The organism is Persicitalea jodogahamensis, from assembly GCF_014651615.1.
Lineage (GTDB): Bacteria > Bacteroidota > Bacteroidia > Cytophagales > Spirosomataceae > Persicitalea > Persicitalea jodogahamensis.
In genome coordinates this window covers 2441862-2459477 of the sequence record NZ_BMXF01000001.1, presented here as the reverse complement: position 1 = coordinate 2459477, position 17616 = coordinate 2441862, and the positions used below count along the sequence as shown (strand labels likewise).

Sequence of the window (17616 nt, the reverse complement as noted above, 5' to 3'; positions counted from 1 at the left end):
AGAGAACTAAATGAGCATTTAGGTGCTTGCCGTATAAATCCGCCCATTTCCAAGAAGAACCCCAGGAATGTTTATAGAGAAATCAATACGTTCGATGGTGCGACCCCGTGGGGGTCGTACGGACGAAGTACCTTGCAATTTTCTATAAATATGTTATCCCTATAGGATAGTGGTAACACCTTCCTTGATCAATTCTGCCCTTGAAACCTGTTGATAATGTCGAAGAATTGACGCAGCATAAAATCACCAAAACCAATATAAACATGGCGGCCGGGACATTTCATCAAATCTACATTCAGGTGATCTTTGCGGTAAAAGGTCGGGAAAGCTTAATTTTGCCCGTTTGGGAAGAAGAATTATATAAATACATCACCGGGATTGTCCAAAATAAAGGCCAAAAGATGCTGGCGATTAACGGAATGCCTGATCATCTTCATTTTTTTATTGGGATGAGGCCTACTTGCTGCCTGTCGGATTTGGTAAGGGAAGTAAAGAAATCGTCAAATGCCTTTATAAAAGAAAAGAAATTCACCAGGTTTAAATTTGAATGGCAGGAAGGGTACGGGGCTTTTTCGTATTCCAGTTCGGGACTTGATCCTGTGATCCAATACATTCGCAACCAAAAGGAGCATCACAAAAAGCGAACATTCAAAGAAGAATATAAAGACTTTTTAGAGAAGTTTAAAATCGAATTCAAAGAGGAGTTTTTGTTTGATTGGATTGAGTAAAAAGATTTTCGGTTCAGGAATTAATCTAGTTCTGAAACCTCATAAATCAAAAAGTACCCGACGCCTACGCGTCTAGCCTAACTTTCTGCTAAACGAGCTAACCGCAGGTACAAACGTATAGTGCATTCTTACTCAATACTTTTATTCCCAGAATCCACGAGCCGAAAATTACTAAACGAACTACCGCCAAGGTACTTCTCCCACTTTTCCAGCACGGGTTGTTCCAACTTAAACTCACGGTATTCGTCCGGGCTCATGATTGGGATTCCGCTGATGATCGGGTACAATCGTTGACATGAGGAACAGACGAAGAATCCTTCAATAATATTTTCATCCAGGTCTCTGGTTATTTCAGTCAGCGTGAGATCTGCCTTATCAAATGGGCAGCAAAGTTTTTTGATTGTTTCTAGTCTCATTTTCTATTTATTTTAAGTTTTTTAGTATAATTTTTGATAGCTTCATTTGGCTGGTCTGAACTCATAATTCCTGAAATCACGGCGATGCCGGAATAATCAAGTTCATTCAATTTTTCTACATTTTCCGGATGAATTCCTCCCGCTAAAAAAATGGGAAGGTTTGATATTTTGGCCGCCGCCTGAACGGTACTGAAATCGACGAGTTCGCAGCTATTGCTGGTCGTGGAAGGAAAAATGGAACAAAAAGAGATGTAGTCCATCCGGTTAGCGGTGGCCCAATGCACATATGACAAATCGTTGTTACAGGTAAGTCCGTTTATAAATGGCTTCTTCACTTTTTCAATAATATGAGGGTAGTTTTCCGGAATCTGGTCAAAATGTACACCATCCAACATCGATTCATTCAGTAATTCCCACCGATTATTGATCAGCACGGGAACGCTCTTTTGGTGACAGCGATCGCCAATTTTTTGAATAAGGTCCGGGATATTTTGGTCGGGTTGGAAGTTATCCCAAATCTGAACAGCCGCCAATTCTTCGCTGAGGCATAATTCCAGTTTTTTTAACAGAACGGATTCCTCCATGGAAGGATCAACTACCAGATAAATTCCTGATTTTATCTTTCGTGCAGGTACTTTATTCATTTCCAACCCGATTTGAATGCTTCGAAAAAAGCAGCCCAATAAGGGTCATCTTCCGTGTAAACTACCTCACTTGGCACATGCTTGTCAACAAGCATGATTCCGCTCTTTTTTTCAACCAATTCACCAACTTCCACACAATCGATGTTTTGCGCTCCAAGACGCTGGATCACTTCGGCTACCGCTTGTTTCCCGCAGGTGATAATCATTGAACCCGCCCCGATGCAATGGCGTGGATCCAGGGAAAACAGCGCGCAAACTTCTTTCTGGAGTCGGCCTATGGGCAACCGGTCATTGTAGATGGTCGCGCCATGGCCCGATGCGGTGGCTAATTCGTAGATAGCGCCCATCACCCCGCCTTCCGTCACATCGTGCATGGCTGTGATGTCGTCGTGTTCGTTGTTCTTGCCGACCGCAGCCAGTGCATCTTCCAGCGAAGAAGTCTGGTAAAAAGTTGAACAAGCCTCATGATACGTTTCGACCCCCAACTTTTGTTTGATGGTTTCGGGGAAAGACATGGCCAGGATTGCGGCCGAGGAAATGGCGCAGGTCTTAGTCACCAGGATGGCATCGCCCACTCGCGCAGCTTTCGAAATCAGTATTTTGCTTTTTGGGGCAATCGTGATAAAAGTACCCCCGCCGGCGATGGTGGAGTTCTGGCCTTCGATAAAACCCGTGTGTACGCCCGTGATGGCTATCCCGATTCTGGCGCAGAACTGATGAATGTACTCCCAGTAAATTTTGAACTCAGACTTTGGGAAAGTCGAAGGCAAATTCAAAACAAACTGCCCATACATGGGCGCAAAGCCCGTGGTGGCCATATCATTGGCCATTAGCTGAACCGATAACCACGCAGACTCTTCCAATCCAAGTGTCGGAACCAATGACAACGGATCGCTGGTCATGGCCATGGCCATCTCTCCCGGCAGATCGACCACCGAAACATCCACTCCGAATTGCGGTCCGGCGAAGACTTCCTCCCGCTGCTTTCCGCATTTGGTGCTAATGAACTGCTCAAACAAATGATGGTCAATCTTACCCAACTTATCTTCCATTTAGTTCACATCGTTTAGCTTCACATACAATCCAAAAAAATCGCCCAGCGGCAAATTCCATTGCTGGACGGGAAACCATTCGGGCAGGCCCGTACAGGTCCATTCGATGGAATAATCTCTTCCACGCAGGGCTTCATGAATAATGTTGGTGAGCATTTCGGGCGTATAGAAAGTAGCGGTGACGTAGAAAGGATTTTTGCCAAACATCTGCTGCACTCTTCTTCTCACCACCTTCGGGGAATTCCTGTTCATCATCCCCATGGCAATTCCGTACTTACCCACCCGGGCCGCTTCGCGAATTACCTTCACCGGGTCTTTGTAGTATTCAAAAGTAGTAATGAAGGCCAGCGCATCGAACGTATGGTCTTTGAAGGGCATGTGATGCGAATCGGCCATGACCAGATCCCCCTCAAAAAGATGCATGGCCTGCGACAGCATGAGGGGTGAAATATCACCGCCCGTCGCCTCGATGCCGATCTCTTTCCACCAACGGGTAAAACGGGTAGTTCCACAGCCGAATTCAAGCAAGGTCTTGATCCGCTTGTCTTTCGTGACCAGCTGCTCCATCACCTTTTTTTGCCAGATTTCCGCCCGTTTGTACCTGCCTTCGTACCAAAGTTCGTAGGTATCGGTATGCTCGCGATTAAAAAACCATTCGGGTCTGTTTTGCCAGTTTTGGGCTTTTTGAGGGATCAGCTCCGTGTTAACTTTTTCAATTTCCATTTATATGCTTAGCTAAAAATAAAAAAACTCCATTCTGATGGATAACCAACAGAATGGAGTCTAAAACGGAAGTTTTTAGCTGGCATCCCTACGTTGGCATTATCCAAATCAGGTCTCGGGTATGATCTCAGCCTGGCTTTCACCCGGCACCCCGTGCTTATGTATCGGTAAATGTACGCTTATTCGCTGAATTACTAAATTCTGACGACTGGTTTCGATTAAGCATCCGGTCATTTTCAGATAAATCCGGTCATGCGATACTATTTTTTTCAGTCGTTAGATAAACAACGCATTCGTTACCAAAGGACAGTAGTTCTTTCTGGACTTATATTTTTTGCTGAATTGATTCGGTAGGCTCCTAATCGATTCTTTATTTGCTCAATGAATTTATATCGTTGGCAACGATGGTCAAATCGTTGTTAAGTTGATGTCCACCGCTTTTTATTTCCCTGAAAGTGGCCTGATTTAAGTTTTGTTTGTAATAATCGAGGTAAGCAAAGGAAACCTCTTCGTCGTCGCGGCTATGATACAGGTATAGAGGTACTTTGTCAGGTAGTTTTTTAGCAAAATCTTTTTTCAGTTTCAAACCGGCCTGCCATTCCTCATCACCTGACCAATGAGGTGTAGCAATCAAAAAAATACCTTTGATTTTTTTGATTACGGGATATTCAGAAATGTACTTCAAAAGCATGGAAGCACCAAGGGAGTGCGCCACCAGGATCACACCGTCCTCGTTCTCAGAAACTTCACTATCGATTTGTTGAAGCCACCCAAAGTCGGGGGCTGACTCGTCAGATGGCATAGCCGGATAATGGATCTCGTACTGATTTCCCAAACTTTCCCGCAACGAGTTGACCAGGGCTTTATCTGCTTCATACCCATCATCACCCCCGCCCTGAATAAATAGTAGCGGCTGCTTTTTCATTTTTAAACTATCTTTTCCAAAGACTAATGTATTGGAAATATTCTTCTTGCCACAAGCATGATCTTTTTAGCGGAAGATGATTTCGCGATTGTACTGCCCTAACTACCTCGATTCATGTTTGCCAACTACCTTGTCCCTGTCAAAACCACTACCGTTCAAACAATCTTTCGTTATCTGCTGGGTGGAGCACTGCTTCTGGCGGGAACCAGCCACCTGACCTGGGCGCGCACCGAGTTTCTGGCGCAGGTACCCCAATGGGTGCCGCTCAATAAAGATCTGGTCGTAATCCTGTCGGGCATTGTCGAGATCCTGCTGGGTCTGTCGCTGGTGTTTCTGGCACGGCAACGCGTGCTGGTGGGTTGGGTAGTTGCCACATTTTTCGTCCTTGTCTTTCCCGGTAACATTGCGCAGTACCTCAACCACACCGATGCATTTGGTCTCAACTCCGATCTGGCCCGTGGAATACGGTTGTTGTTTCAGCCCGTTCTCGTAGCGTGGGCGCTGTGGTCGACGGGTGCCTGGCAGGCATGGCGGCAAAGAGCCTGATTCCTCAATTCTGAGTATCCCTACACTACCAGCAATCCATTGTTTTTTATTTCACGCCATTCTTCGGAATTCAGGAAGCCTTCAAAATCCCCCAAGCCTGATGTTTCAAATTTTGCCTTCAGCTGCTGCCATGACATCGGTTCGTCTTTACCTGGAATAAGTGCCGGCATAATCTCCATCAACCACCTGGCTTGTGACACATTCATGAGCAGCGTCCAAGTATGCTTTTTTGAATAAAATTCAAGCTCAGCCACTTCCTCCTTAAGTCCTCCTTTCTTCTCTTCAAATATTGTTAATTCGGGAATGCCACCCAGCCAAACAACAACTGCGTTAGTTCGCGCTTCGGTCTGCGGAACCTCACCGATGCTTCGCTCAATATAACCAGGCGGAATAGAGGTCGGGGGCACTTTAAAATCAAACCACTTTTTGAGCGACAGTTCGAAACCCACGCCGTGCATGTAGTTGAAAAGCGATTTGCGTAACCCATCAGCAAAGCGGTCGTGCTCGGCTCCGGTGGGGTCGTCGTGGTAAAGGTCGTTATCGGCGAAGCCGCCAAAGTCGGGGCCGATTCGCTGCACGTCGAAGCCCGCAGGGTGCATCCCCACCGGGCTGTGGGCTGTCATGGCGAAGCGGTGCCAGAAACCCGACTGCACCACACCCGCCTCGAACAACTGTCGCACCATTTCGAGCGAATCGATGGTTTCCTGCGTAGTCTGAGTGGGAAAACCGTACATCAGGTAGGCGTGCACCATGATGCCCGCCTGCGTAAATGCGTCGGCCACGCGGGCCACTTGCGCCACCGTCACGCCTTTCTTCATGCGCTCCAGCAAACGATCGGAAGCCACTTCCAGTCCACCCGAAACGGCTATGCAGCCGGAAGCTTTGAGCAGCTGGCAGAGGTCGGGCGTAAAGCTTTTTTCAAACCTAATGTTGGTCCACCAGGTCACAGTGAGTTGACGCCGGATGATTTCCAGCGCCAGGTCGCGCATGAGGGCCGGCGGTGCGGCCTCGTCCACGAAATGAAAGCCATTCTGCCCCGTTTGCGCGATGATTTCCTCAATGCGATCGCAGAGGAGCGCGGCGGTGACTGGTTCGTAGCGTTTAATATAATCGAGCGAGATATCACAAAACGAACATTTTCCCCAGTAACAGCCGTGCGCCAAAGTCAACTTGTTCCAGCGACCATCGCTCCACAGGCGATGCATGGGGTTCATTATTTCGATGACCGAAAGGTAGTCGCGCAGTGGCAAATCGGCGTAGTCGGGCGTGCCGACATCCCGCTGGGCTATATCTTTATCTTTACCGTTGTTGTAATAAACAACCTGCCCGTCCGTACGGGCATAGACGCGTTTGAGCTGACTCCGCCCGATCTTCCCGTCCAGGTACTCCAGCAAATTGAGCAGGGGCGCTTCGCCATCGTCGAGACTCACAAAATCAACGTAGTCGAACAGGAGAGGCTCCCGCAGCGAGCGTAATTCAGTATTGCAATAGCCGCCCCCCATAATCACCGAAACATTGGGATGCACTTTTTTTAAGTACTGCCCGCATTTCAACGCTCCGAACAAATTCCCGGGAAAAGGTACCGTCAGACAAACTACTGTTGGCTGCCAGCGCTGAACTTTCTCTTCCAGTAATTCTGTGAGTAGGAAGGAAATCAGGGTATCCGGTCTCTGCAGACTCTCGTGCAACGGCTGGAAATGCGTGGCAGTGCTTCCCAGTCGCTCGGCGTATCGACTGAACCCGAAGTGCGGGTCCACGGCTTCCTGAATGAGATCACCGAGGTCTTCGAGAAAGAGGGTGGCCAGGTGCCGGGCCTTATCCTGAATACCCATCGTGCCAAATGCCCAGTCGAGTTCGTCCAACTCCGCGAACCGCCCCGCCTCAGGCAGATAGCTCCGGTCGCAGATTGAGTGGGCCAGCGTGGGGTTCTTGTTTTGCAGAAAAACAATAACCGGATCAATGGTACGGAGATATTCCCGGCGCAAGGCATAAATCCGGTAGCCGTTGTCGGATAGCGCGATATCCGATGCTTCCAGGTCGGCGAACATCCTGCCCAACCCTTCGGAGGAAAACAATCGCAAAATAACCTCGATCCCCAGATCCGCCTGATGCGACGCTATGCCCACCGTGTTCAGAAAACCTTTGAGGTAAGCCGTGGCGGGATAAGGCGTATTGAGTTGCGTGAAGGGTGGGGTGAGGAAAAGGACTTTGTTCAATGGCGTAGCAACTGGCGAGAGCTGCAGTTTATCAATACAACGATATATCGGTTAAGAAAACCTGCAACGACCATTCTCAGTTTCCTTTTGGCAAAGGTAAAACAAAACGCCCGCCTCTGATGAATCAGAAGCGGGCGCAAATCTGAGCAACAAGCTGCTCATGCAATCTTCAAAGCCTACAAGGGGTTCTGAACGATCGCTGCATTGGAGTTAATTTCACGACGGGGAATAAGGAACTCCCACATCACATCACCAGCAGGTACGTCGAAAAGTACGGCTACGGCTGGATTGTGGTTAGCCCCATTGCGGTTCAAAGGCTGATTCAGGCGCTTCAAGTCGAGGAAACGGTGGCCTTCACCCCATAACTCGATGCGGCGGTTGAAGTAAATTTCATCCAGTAAGGTGGCTCCGGTGCTGGTCGACAGCTTGTAAGCCGGATCGCGCTTACTTACCAAATCAAACAATATTTTAGCCGCGTCGGCATCCTTGCCTTGTTTAGCCAGCGCTTCTGCTTCGATCAGGTACATTTCGGCAGCCCGCATGTAGGGAATATCACCCATGGTGCTGGTTGCAGGGTTGGGCGGAAGCCGGAATTTTTGCGTATGGTAAGGAACTCTCACTCCACCCGGGGGCGTCACAGTATTGGTAGCAGTCGGAGCTTTCACCCACATCTTAGCCCGCACATCAGTCTCAGGGATTTTGTTGTATAAAGTGCTGTTTATTGCCTTTGGGTTTGTGCGAATGTTCGATGAGTTATAGTTGCTCGAGATATATGAGTGAAACGCGCCAAAGAACTCCGATTGATCTTCAAGGTGGTCAAAACCCCATATCCACTCAGGGTTTCCAATATCAGAGAAACCATCCTGGTACTGGGCGATCGACATCAGGGGGTAACCTACACGAGCAGCCGCAGCGTAGGTGGCAGCAGCCGCCCAGTTTTGCTGGGTCAGGGCGACGCGGGCCAATAAGCCGTTGGCCACCTCTTTGTTGATGTGCGATTTGGCAACCCGGGAAGAAGGCAGTAAAGCAATAGCCTCAGTGAGATCTTTGTTGATTTGAGCATAAACCTCTTCAACCGTAGAACGGGGAAGCCCTTGGGTAGTTGGTTCAAGCACCAATGGCACAGCCAACTGCGAGTTTGGTCTTGTGGCAGCATCGTAGCGCTTACCATAGAGCCTTACAAGGTTGAAGTATCCGAAAGCCCTCAGCCCTAAGGCTTCACCTTTCAGACGGCTACGGTCTTCCTGGGGACCGGCGGCGCCATCGATATTGGCAATGGCCAGGTTGGCATTGCCAATGATACGGTAATACATATCAAAGGGCATTTCGGACAAGTTGCCCGTTTCGCTGCGGTGTACCTGCCAGCGGTTTTCATTAATATGCCAGCCGGTGGAAACATTACCGATGACTAGATCCTCGCCCAGAATATCTTGGATCATCATCATGGCCGGGTATCCAAAATACCCCTGTGACCCAAGGTATCGCACTACCATTGCACGGTAAATTCCGTTAACGGCTGCTGAAGCGTTTTTAGTGGTCGCAAAGGCTGCACTCGCGTCCACAGAAGCAGTGGGGACGGTATCGAGGTAGTCCTCTTTGCAAGAAGAACCTATCATGCAAAGTATTGCAATCGATAGTCCTATTAGTTGCTTTTTCATGTTATGATTAAAGTTTTTTGTTTGAATTAATCTGCTGTCGTTTACAACGAGAAGGAAATGCCCATCACCAGGCTCTTCTGCGAACTGAAAGCGTTGTTGGAAATACCATTGAAACTTTGCTGAACATTCAGCCCCTTCCGGTTAGACTTGATGAAGAAGTTCTCACCGCTCACGTAAATCTGAGCATTCTGGAGGAAAAGTTTCGAGGCAATTGTTGTCGGGAGCAGATACCCCAAAGTCACGGTGCGGATATTGAGGTAACTGGCGTCGATCAACCAACGGTCCGAAGTAGCGTCGAAGTCAGCCGTGCGGGCAGCGTCCAAACGGGGTACATTGGTAATGTCACCGGGGTTCTGCCAGCGGTCCAGGATGTCAATGTGCTTGGCATTACCGTAACCACCTGAGCTCATCAGCCCCTGGTATCCGCTATCATATACTTTTCCACCAATTTGGTACACCATGATACCGGAAAGTGAAAGACCTTTGAAGCTCAACGTAGTGGTTAGGCCTCCTGAAATCTTCGGAATAGATGATCCGTTATAGTGAAATCTTGCATTGTTGACACTGGTAGTCAGCGTGTCTCCCATTTCATTGATTAAGGAGTTAGCAGCAACGAAGTTCTCTGCCCGGTACAAGGCCTGGCCCGTAGCAGGGTCCACTCCTTTAAATTCCCGCAACCAGTAATCATAGATTGAACTACCTTCCTTCAGTTTTTTAGTACCGTCAATCACTTCGGGGTTTTCCTCGGGCATTTTGGTGATACGGTTTTTGTAGGTCGTAGCATTCATACCCAGTGTCCAGGTGAAATCACCCGCCCGGACAATATCACCGCTCAGTTCTAGCTCGACACCCTTGTTGTACATGGTACCAATGTTCCGGGTCTCGGTTTTGATACCGGCCGAAAGGGGCAACGGCACATCAAAGATCAGGTTGGACGACTGACGATTGAAATATTCGACGGTACCCGAAAGGCGGCTGTTGAGTACGCTAAACTCCAAGGCCACATCGAAAGCATTGCTTGATTCCCATTCCAGGCTACGGTTGCCCAGGCTGTTCTGCAAAATTCCCGCCTCAGCTGCGTTGTTCCAGCCAAGATTGTAAAGCGGCTGCCATGCGTAATAGCTGATAGAAGTACCCTCTTGGGTATTTCCACCACCATCGTTACCCGTTTGGCCGTAGGAGCTTCTGATTTTCAACAGGTTGATGGTCGGGATAGCTTTGATGAAGCTTTCCTGATCCAAACGCCAGGCACCGCTGATGGAGTAGAAAGTACCCCAGCGGGTATCCCGGAAGAATTTGCTGGAACCGTCGCGACGAACCGAGGCCGATACGAAGTACTTCTCATTGTAGTCGTAGTTGACCCGCGAAAAATAACCTTCTACGCGACGGATGTTGTAGCGCGAGTTCAGGTTGGTAGTATTGGTAAAGTTGATCAACTCCACGTTTCCGTCCAGAATCTGATTGGCGCGTGAGCCCGTCAGGTTGTTGTCGGTAACCTGGAAGTTTTCGTGTCCAACCAATACACCAACGGTATGATTGCCGAATGACTTGTCGTAGTTCAGCAGTTGGTTGAGGTTATAGCTTGCAATACTCTCAAACTCGTGCGTCGAGCGACCGGCGGGCGCACCATCCCCGATTTCCGGGTTGCCAAAAGTAACATTGTTGAGATTGGTCAAATCGACACCTACATTAGTCGTGAATTTGAAATCCCGCAAAAAGGAAATTTCGGCGTAGCCGCGTGCACCAATTACATTGCGACGGAAGAAATTCTGGTTCAGTTCCGTTTCAGCAATAGCGTGACGTCCACCGTACTGAGGGCGGTTGGGCAGGCCGAGGGCATTGAGGTTACCATAGTCATAGCGACGACGACCATCAGGCAGGGTCAGGAACTGACCGGGATTTGCAGGGTCGAAGGCATAGACGGGATAAATCGGCCCCATGTTTCTTGAAAAGAAGAATGGGTTCACAAAACTAGTGTTACCGTCCGCATCGGCCTGATTGGACTTCGTAATTGTCGCAGAGAGGTTGGCACCGGTTTTGAACCAGGACTTCATCTGAGAGTTGACATTCATCCGGCCCGTAAAGCGATCGTAGTCCGAGCGAATCAGAAAGCCCTTGTCTTTAAGGTAGGACATTGAGATGTAATAATCCGTTTTGTCCTGCGCACCGGAAAAACTCAAATTGACCTCGTCGCGGCTACCCTGCCGCATCAGTGGGGAGGTCCAATCCAGATCATCAGGACTATAGACAAGTTGTGCATTTGGATTAAACGTCCCGTCTGTACCAACTAATTGATCATTGGGAACATTATATATGTTGTAGCCTACTAACGATACCAAACGAGTCGATGCATCGGCATTTGCAGCAGGAAGCGCTACAGGATTGGTTGCCCGGTAGGCAACACTATTCCGGTAGGTCTCCCACATCAGCGGATAGTACTGTCCTGGACCAATGCGGTCATACTCCGGCAGAGCACGGGTGTTGACACCCTTGGTAAACTTCACGTTGATATTGTTTTTACCTTTCTGTCCTTTCTTGGTGGTAACCATCACCACGCCGTTCGCGGCACGTGCACCATAGAGGGCGGTTGAGGCAGCATCCTTCAAAATCGTGATGTTCTCGATGTCTGATGGGTTCAGGTTGGCGATGCTGGCCGTATAGGGAATTCCGTCAACTACGTACAACGGATCGTTACCAGAAGAAATAGAACCAAAACCCCGGATACGAATAGCGGGAGAAGCACCAGGCTGTCCGCTACCGGCCGTAGTTTGCACGCCCGCCGTAGTACCTGCAATGGCCTGAGCAAGAGTGGTTATAGGCCTAATGGCTATTTTTTCGGCACTGATTGTACCCGCAGAACCCGTGAAAGATGCCTTTTTAGCGCTACCAAAGGCCGTGACAATCACTTCTTCCAAATTAGCCACGTCAGGAGCCAACGAAACGTTGATGGTCGACTGCCCACCTACGGTAACCTCTTTTGCTAAAAATCCTACAAAACTGAAAGCTAGCGTTGCATTCCTTGAAGCGGCAAGGCTGTACTTACCGCTGGCATCAGTGGTCGTGCCGCGTGTGGTTCCTTTCACCACGACGCTTACGCCTGGAAGGGCGCTCCCGCCTTCGTCAGTCACGGTTCCCGTGACAGTCATGTCCTGGGCAAAGGCTGACATTCCTGTCAACATAGCTCCCAGCAACAGAATTAGTAGAGAAATTCTTCTCATTTTTTGGTTGGTTGGTTTGGTAGATAAATAAAAATTGAAAAAGGAAACAGAAGCCAAACGGCTTTTTTGTTGGTAAAGTAGTTGCTTATACAACTATTGGACAGACAAAATTTCGCGCAAATATAAGTGTAGAAAATTATTATTGGTCAGGTGATGAGTTTTTTTTTGAAGAAAAACATTATTATTATTTTTTATTAATACACCTACTTACTAATTGACTGTAAATAAGCATATTAATTTTTTTATATTTTAAGTATTTCAAGAAAGGAAATTCTAATTGTAGAGCTTTACTCCAGATTATTGCGGCAAGTATCGAACTACCCGATAGTTTGCACCCGGGTCTAAATCAGCTAGTACTCAACGGTTACGTAAGAAATAAGGCAGGAATTTCAGGTCCAGGCGGACAGTTTTTGTTCTAATGCAGTTTGATAGCAAAATCTGCTTTACCGCTACCATGTATACGTGTAGCTTTTTGCCAGAAAGCCTCGAAGGCTATGTGATGGGAAGGTCGCGATTCTTAGCCTTGACCCGTTTTTTTGACCCACTCGTGTATATGGTGCGGTCGTTGCGTACCATGACAGCCCCGAAATCCTGCAAGCCGTTTGAGACTAAGTTATTGATCCGCCTTCTGAAGAAAAAAAGGAGGGGAACCACTGTTGGGTCCCCCTCCTGCTTATTTCATAATTAATTTAGGCCAGGCTATCAATAGCCGGGATTTTGCTGGGTTGCCAGCGTGGGATTTCGTGAAACCTCATCCGCCGGGAATGGCCACAAAAAGCGATGGTCGCTGTAAGGAATAGCGGCGATCGTTTTGGTAAGCGTCGGCGGAGTCACGAAGTTATAGGTAGCGAAGGTGGCGTTTCCATAGGCCATTTTGGCTGGAATACCCCCTGTGCCGTATGCCGCCTCCGGCGCAAGCCGATGAATATCCGCCCAGCGACGCCCTTCGGCCAGCAACTCGATGCGACGCTCAACCAGAATTGCCTTAACGAAATCCACTTTGGTAGCAAAATCGCCCGCTGCGAATACGGCGCTTGCCAAACCTCTGCCACGGATGGCATTCAGGAGTGCCAGCGCGCGAGGCGAAACCGGGGCCGCAGACGCCCGTGCCTCGGCCTCGCTCAGGTTCAGAATGACCTCGGCGTAGCGGATGATCGGATTGTTGTCAGACCGATTGGTGTAGTCGAAGAACTTGGCCGTGTAGTAGCTGCGCGCATCTTTCACCAGCAAAGCACGACGAGCATCGTCGGCGGGCCACTCTTTCAGATTATACGAAATAGGGCTCACCCGGATCAGGCCGCGACCTCCCAGGGCAAGGTTACCCATCATGCTGGCTAACGCTCCGTTCACTCCGGGGTTATCCTGTTCGTTGTTCTCGATAGAGAATACCGCCTCTGCCGAAGCCTGGTTCTGGAAAGGACCCGCTGCGGTGGGCAGTAAGGCGAATCCACTGATGGGGCTCGTAAAGGGAGCCGATGCCGATACGATTTTGTTGCCTTCCGTAATCACCCCAGCCCAGTCCTGCTTGTGAAGCTTGACGCGCGTTTTCAGGGCAATGGCCGCTCCCTTGACAGAACGGAACACCCGCAGGTTGCCTGTACGGGTCGCGGGCAGGTTGGTTTCCGCGAAGTCCAGATCGGCCAGGATAAAGGCATAGTTTTCGGCTACCGTACTGCGACCAGTTGCGATGGCTTTATCCACTGTGGCGGGGGAAACTACCGCAAAATCACGAATGGGCATGCCAGGGTTAGCACCGTTATTGTCCGAATAAGGACGGGCAAAATGCGTCAGGAGCTCGTGATAAGCCAGTGCCCGCAAGAAACGCGCCTCCCCCTCGTAGCCCAGGGCTACGTCCTGGGTGATGATACCGTCGGTTGCGGCTTTTTGCACGCCTTCGATCGTCACGTTGCACTGGTTGACGAGCGTGAACAGCGTATTCCACATCCAAACGTTGTTGGCCGAAAACGGCGTGTAGGTACTTTCGTTGGTGATGGCATAGAAAAGGGCCTGGTTCAGCATGTCCTCGCCGCGCATCTCGCTTTGCTGCACGTTAGCCGCTCCGAAGGGATAGCCACGCACGACATTGCCCGCGTAGGTGCCACTTTGGGCCGCATTGTACATTCCGATGACCGACAGTTCGACCCGCTGGGGTGTGCTGAAAGCGGTGGTTTCCGAGAAAGCATCCGCTGGCTGCAGGTCGGTGATATCCTGGCAGGAAGTGACTGCCAGCAGGCCAAGTGCAGTTCCGAGCACTGCCCCGATCATTTTATTATTTGACATAACTATCATGAATTTCTGGATGATATAGATTAAAGTCCAATGCTCACGCCAACGGAAGAAGTCCGAATAATCGGGTTGGCGTTGGCATCTACGCCAAAGGTGCTGTTGCCCGTAGTGTTGATGCTGATCTCCGGATCGAGTCCTCTGTAACTGGAGAAGACGAACGGGTTCTGGAGCTGAGCGAATACCCGCGCGCTGCGGATGCCATTCTTACCCATTTTGTCCAGTAGGGTTTGCGGCACACGGTACCCCAGCACAATGTTCTGGATACGGAGGAAGTCTCCCTTTTCCAGGAAACGGCTGTCAGCGGCTCCCGTATTATTGATGGCCGACTCCCGACCGATCCACACCTTAGGCACTTCGGTCACCTGCCCGGCGGCAGTCCAACGATCCAGGATTTCTTTGCCGTTGTTCTGGAAGCCCATGTTGAGGAGCGTAGCCTGACGCGTTACGTTCATGATCATGTTGCCTCCCTGGTAGCGAGCAAAAATTTCGAAATCGAAGCCTTTGTACCGGAAATTGTTGGTCAGACCGCCCTGCCAGATCGGATTGGAGTTGCCTAGCAGCGTGCGGTCGTTGGTCGAGCTCAGGGTAGCCGCAGTGGCTACGTTAGCGGGCTCGCCGGGCACGAAGGCCTTATACGTGTTGCTGGCAATGTCGTACTGTACGATGTCATTGGTCAAGCCACCCTTGCCGTCACCTTTGTACCACATGGGGTTGCCATTCGCGGAATTGACGCCGGCCCAGGTATAGCCGTAGAATGAGCCAATGGGCTCTCCGATCCGGTTGATGTGGTAGGTGTAAATGATATCCTCGTTGTTGTTGAGGGCCGTGATCTCGTTCTTAATGTTGGAGTAGTTGAAATTCACGTCCCACTGGAAATCACCCCGCTGGACAACCGTCGCGTCGATCGACAATTCGATCCCCTTATTGACGAGTGCCCCGATATTCTTGTTGATGCCATTACCCGGCACACCGAGCGAAGGCGCGGTGGGTGCGAACAGCACCAGGTCGTCCACATCGTTCTTGAAGTAGTCGGCGGCAATTTTCACCCGATTGGTGAACAGCCCCAGGTCGAGACCAAAGTTGGTTTTGCGGCTGCGTTCCCAGCGTAGGTCGGGGTTACCCGTATTGTCGAAGGCGATCCCCGTTTGGGAAGCATACTGCGCGGCACCAAAAGTACCCAGGTAAGGGAAATTGCCGATGTCGGTGTTGCCCACCACAGCGTAGGAAGCTTTCAACCGAAGGTCGGAAACAACCCGACCGAGCGGGCTGCTTTTCCAGAAATCTTCTTCGGAAACACGCCAGGCGAGCGACCCTCCGGGAAAAGTACCCCGGCGGTTAGCCACGGGCAGGGAGGAAAGTGCGTCGTTCCGAGCCGTTACACTCAGGAAATACTTGTTGGCGTAGTTGTAGTTGATCCTTCCAAAATAGGAATCAAACGAATTTTGTATGAATCCGCCGCTGGACAATTGCGTGGAGTAACTACCGTCGATGAGGTTGTTTTGCTGAAAGAATAGTTCAGAAAAACCCTGGCCCTGCGCATCGATATACCTCGAAGTGCGTTTCTGGTATTCTACGCCAGCCACCACGTTGACGGTATGCTTATCGAAGGAGCGATTGTAGCTGGCGGTGTTCTGCCAGTTCCAGAGCTGAGTAGGACGGTAACGCTGAAAGATACTACCATTGGCACCGCGGCCATCGCCGTGGCGTGGGTCGAGGCTACGGAAATCGTCCTGCGTCAGCAAGTCCACGGCAATCTGAGAGCGCAGTTTGAACCCTTCGAAAGGAGAAATTTCACCGTAGGTATTGGCTATGATCCGGCTGTTGTTGGTTACGTACTTGTTGTTGGCCAGTACGAAAGCAATGTTTGTAAAGTTGTTGTCCACCGCCCGCAGGTTGGAACCCATGCCCAGCGCCGCTCCGTCCGGTGTGACATTATAGCCGCCGAAGCGTGTGTCGTTGGCATCGAAAGGAGAAACGTTGGGCGGAAGCCGTCCCGCACCGACTACGTTCCCCGACAGCGCGTTATCACCCGTGTTCAGGTTGTTGTAGCTAGCGTAGGTGTAGCTTAGGCTAGTACCCAATGTCAGCCACTTATTCACTGTGTGATCCAGGTTGCCACGGAAGTTGTAGCGCTTTTGGGAATTGGCTACGATCGGACCTTCGTTGTCGAGGTACCCCAGCGAAAAGAAATAATTCGTTTTGTCACTTGCCCCATTGAGGGACAGATTGTGGCTCTGCACCAGCCCATTACGGAAGATCAAGTCCTGCCAATCCGTATCGACGCCAGTCGGGTCGGCAATGGCCTGTACGGGTTGGCCTGCGTTGGTGTACTTTTCGTTGGCGATCTGCACGAATTCTGCCGCATTCAGCAGGTCGAGCTTGTTAATGGCCTTGTTTTGGCCCAGCGTAAAATTGTAATCCACCGCGACGCGTCCTTTGCTACCCCGGCCCCGTTTGGTCGTGATCAGGATTACACCGTTGGCTGCCCTTGAGCCGAAGATAGCCGTAGCGGCACCGTCCTTAAGTACCTCGATCGACTCAATATCGTTGGGGTTGATGTCAGCCAAAGGTGAGGCTTCACCAACGCCGCCAAATGAGTTGGTGGCCACAGGAACGTTGTCGATCACAACCAGCGGACCTGCTCCCGAAGAAATGGAGTTGGTGCCGCGGATGCGGATGCGGGGAGCCTGCCCCAACAGACCGTTGGGAACCGACACCTGTACGCCCGCCGCCCGGCCACCTAGCTGGCTGGCGAAGTTGGGCGTCACGAGACCGGAGATTTGGTCCCCCTTGATGGAGGTGAGTGAACCCGTCACGTTGGATCTACGCTCGGTACCGTAGCCGATGACGACCACCTGATCGAGTTGACGCGAATCATCGGCTAACTCGACATCAATTACGGAGCGGTTGTTGATCGCCACCTTTTGAGCGAGCATCCCAACAAAGCTGAAAACGAGCGTTTGGGTGGGTTCGGCCTGGATACTGTAATTCCCGCTGTAGTCCGTTTGGGTACCCTGATTGGTACCTTCCACTTGCACGGTCACGCCAGGAAGGGAAGAGCCATCGGAGGCCGCTGTCACTTTTCCCGAGACAGTCTTGTTCTGGGCAAAAGCCGACGGTCCCATCAGCATGGCTCCCAGACACAGCAACAATAGAGAAATTCTTCTCATACTTGAGTTGGTTGGTTGGATTGATTGATAAAAA

12 protein-coding genes and 1 riboswitch are annotated in these 17616 nt (G+C 50.2%); of the genes, 2 read left to right on the top strand and 10 right to left on the bottom strand.

Annotated elements, in window-relative coordinates; all coding sequences use genetic code 11:
* Window positions 1–263: 263 nt before the first annotated feature.
* The gene (tnpA, locus tag IE117_RS10145; protein ID WP_189564316.1) at window positions 264–728 is read left to right on the top strand and encodes an IS200/IS605 family transposase; all 465 of its coding nucleotides are present in this window, start codon (window positions 264–266) and stop codon (window positions 726–728) included.
* 128 nt (window positions 729–856) lie between these two features.
* Here the strand turns inward: tnpA and IE117_RS10140 are convergent, their stop codons facing one another.
* From IE117_RS10140 to IE117_RS10120, 5 genes are all read right to left on the bottom strand, one after another.
* The gene (locus tag IE117_RS10140; protein WP_189564155.1) at window positions 857–1144 is read right to left on the bottom strand and encodes a Trm112 family protein; all 288 of its coding nucleotides are present in this window, start codon (window positions 1142–1144) and stop codon (window positions 857–859) included.
* A complete protein-coding gene (locus IE117_RS10135) occupies window positions 1141–1788 on the bottom strand; it encodes a thiamine phosphate synthase (protein WP_189564315.1) in 648 nt (215 codons plus the stop codon). The genes IE117_RS10140 and IE117_RS10135 overlap by 4 nt, the downstream gene beginning before the upstream one ends.
* Entirely contained in the window at window positions 1785–2840 is a 1056-nt protein-coding gene (locus IE117_RS10130) for an AIR synthase family protein (RefSeq protein ID WP_189564154.1), read from the bottom strand. The genes IE117_RS10135 and IE117_RS10130 overlap by 4 nt, the downstream gene beginning before the upstream one ends.
* Entirely contained in the window at window positions 2841–3563 is a 723-nt protein-coding gene (locus IE117_RS10125; protein ID WP_189564153.1) for a class I SAM-dependent methyltransferase, read from the bottom strand.
* Between the two features lie 68 nt (window positions 3564–3631).
* Window positions 3632–3727, bottom strand: a riboswitch (TPP riboswitch).
* A 206-nt stretch (window positions 3728–3933) separates the two neighbouring features.
* Entirely contained in the window at window positions 3934–4488 is a 555-nt protein-coding gene (locus IE117_RS10120; RefSeq protein WP_189564152.1) for an RBBP9/YdeN family alpha/beta hydrolase, read from the bottom strand.
* Between the two features lie 114 nt (window positions 4489–4602).
* Here IE117_RS10120 and IE117_RS10115 point away from each other — a divergent pair, with 114 nt between their 5' ends.
* The gene (locus IE117_RS10115) at window positions 4603–5034 is read left to right on the top strand and encodes a DoxX family protein (RefSeq protein ID WP_189564151.1); all 432 of its coding nucleotides are present in this window, start codon (window positions 4603–4605) and stop codon (window positions 5032–5034) included.
* A 20-nt stretch (window positions 5035–5054) separates the two neighbouring features.
* On the opposite strand, the gene IE117_RS10110 is transcribed toward IE117_RS10115, so the two are convergent.
* The 5 genes from IE117_RS10110 to IE117_RS10090 all read right to left on the bottom strand — a co-directional run bounded on the left by IE117_RS10110 (window position 5055) and on the right by IE117_RS10090 (window position 17582).
* Complete coding sequence (locus tag IE117_RS10110) at window positions 5055–7250, bottom strand: B12-binding domain-containing radical SAM protein (RefSeq protein ID WP_189564150.1); 2196 nt, start codon at window positions 7248–7250, stop codon at window positions 5055–5057.
* Between the two features lie 176 nt (window positions 7251–7426).
* The gene (locus IE117_RS10105) at window positions 7427–8908 is read right to left on the bottom strand and encodes a RagB/SusD family nutrient uptake outer membrane protein (protein WP_189564149.1); all 1482 of its coding nucleotides are present in this window, start codon (window positions 8906–8908) and stop codon (window positions 7427–7429) included.
* A 41-nt stretch (window positions 8909–8949) separates the two neighbouring features.
* Window positions 8950–12126, bottom strand: a complete 3177-nt coding sequence (locus IE117_RS10100; protein ID WP_189564148.1) for a SusC/RagA family TonB-linked outer membrane protein — start codon at window positions 12124–12126, stop codon at window positions 8950–8952.
* Window positions 12127–12828: 702 nt separating this feature from the next.
* A complete protein-coding gene (locus IE117_RS10095) occupies window positions 12829–14406 on the bottom strand; it encodes a RagB/SusD family nutrient uptake outer membrane protein (RefSeq protein ID WP_229580611.1) in 1578 nt (525 codons plus the stop codon).
* Between the two features lie 29 nt (window positions 14407–14435).
* Entirely contained in the window at window positions 14436–17582 is a 3147-nt protein-coding gene (locus IE117_RS10090; protein WP_189564147.1) for a SusC/RagA family TonB-linked outer membrane protein, read from the bottom strand.
* Between the last annotated feature and the right edge of the window lie 34 nt (window positions 17583–17616).

What these genes read in the sequence shown, in the direction of transcription:
- tnpA (WP_189564316.1), top strand. Translation starts at nt 264, where the DNA reads ATGGCGGCCGGGACATTTCATCAAATCTACATTCAGGTGATCTTTGCG.
- IE117_RS10140 (WP_189564155.1), bottom strand. Translation starts at nt 1,144, where the DNA reads ATGAGACTAGAAACAATCAAAAAACTTTGCTGCCCATTTGATAAGGCA.
- IE117_RS10135 (WP_189564315.1), bottom strand. Translation starts at nt 1,788, where the DNA reads ATGAATAAAGTACCTGCACGAAAGATAAAATCAGGAATTTATCTGGTA.
- IE117_RS10130 (WP_189564154.1), bottom strand. Translation starts at nt 2,840, where the DNA reads ATGGAAGATAAGTTGGGTAAGATTGACCATCATTTGTTTGAGCAGTTC.
- IE117_RS10125 (WP_189564153.1), bottom strand. Translation starts at nt 3,563, where the DNA reads ATGGAAATTGAAAAAGTTAACACGGAGCTGATCCCTCAAAAAGCCCAA.
- IE117_RS10120 (WP_189564152.1), bottom strand. Translation starts at nt 4,488, where the DNA reads ATGAAAAAGCAGCCGCTACTATTTATTCAGGGCGGGGGTGATGATGGG.
- IE117_RS10115 (WP_189564151.1), top strand. Translation starts at nt 4,603, where the DNA reads ATGTTTGCCAACTACCTTGTCCCTGTCAAAACCACTACCGTTCAAACA.
- IE117_RS10105 (WP_189564149.1), bottom strand. Translation starts at nt 8,908, where the DNA reads ATGAAAAAGCAACTAATAGGACTATCGATTGCAATACTTTGCATGATA.
- IE117_RS10100 (WP_189564148.1), bottom strand. Translation starts at nt 12,126, where the DNA reads ATGAGAAGAATTTCTCTACTAATTCTGTTGCTGGGAGCTATGTTGACA.
- IE117_RS10095 (WP_229580611.1), bottom strand. Translation starts at nt 14,406, where the DNA reads ATGTCAAATAATAAAATGATCGGGGCAGTGCTCGGAACTGCACTTGGC.
- IE117_RS10090 (WP_189564147.1), bottom strand. Translation starts at nt 17,582, where the DNA reads ATGAGAAGAATTTCTCTATTGTTGCTGTGTCTGGGAGCCATGCTGATG.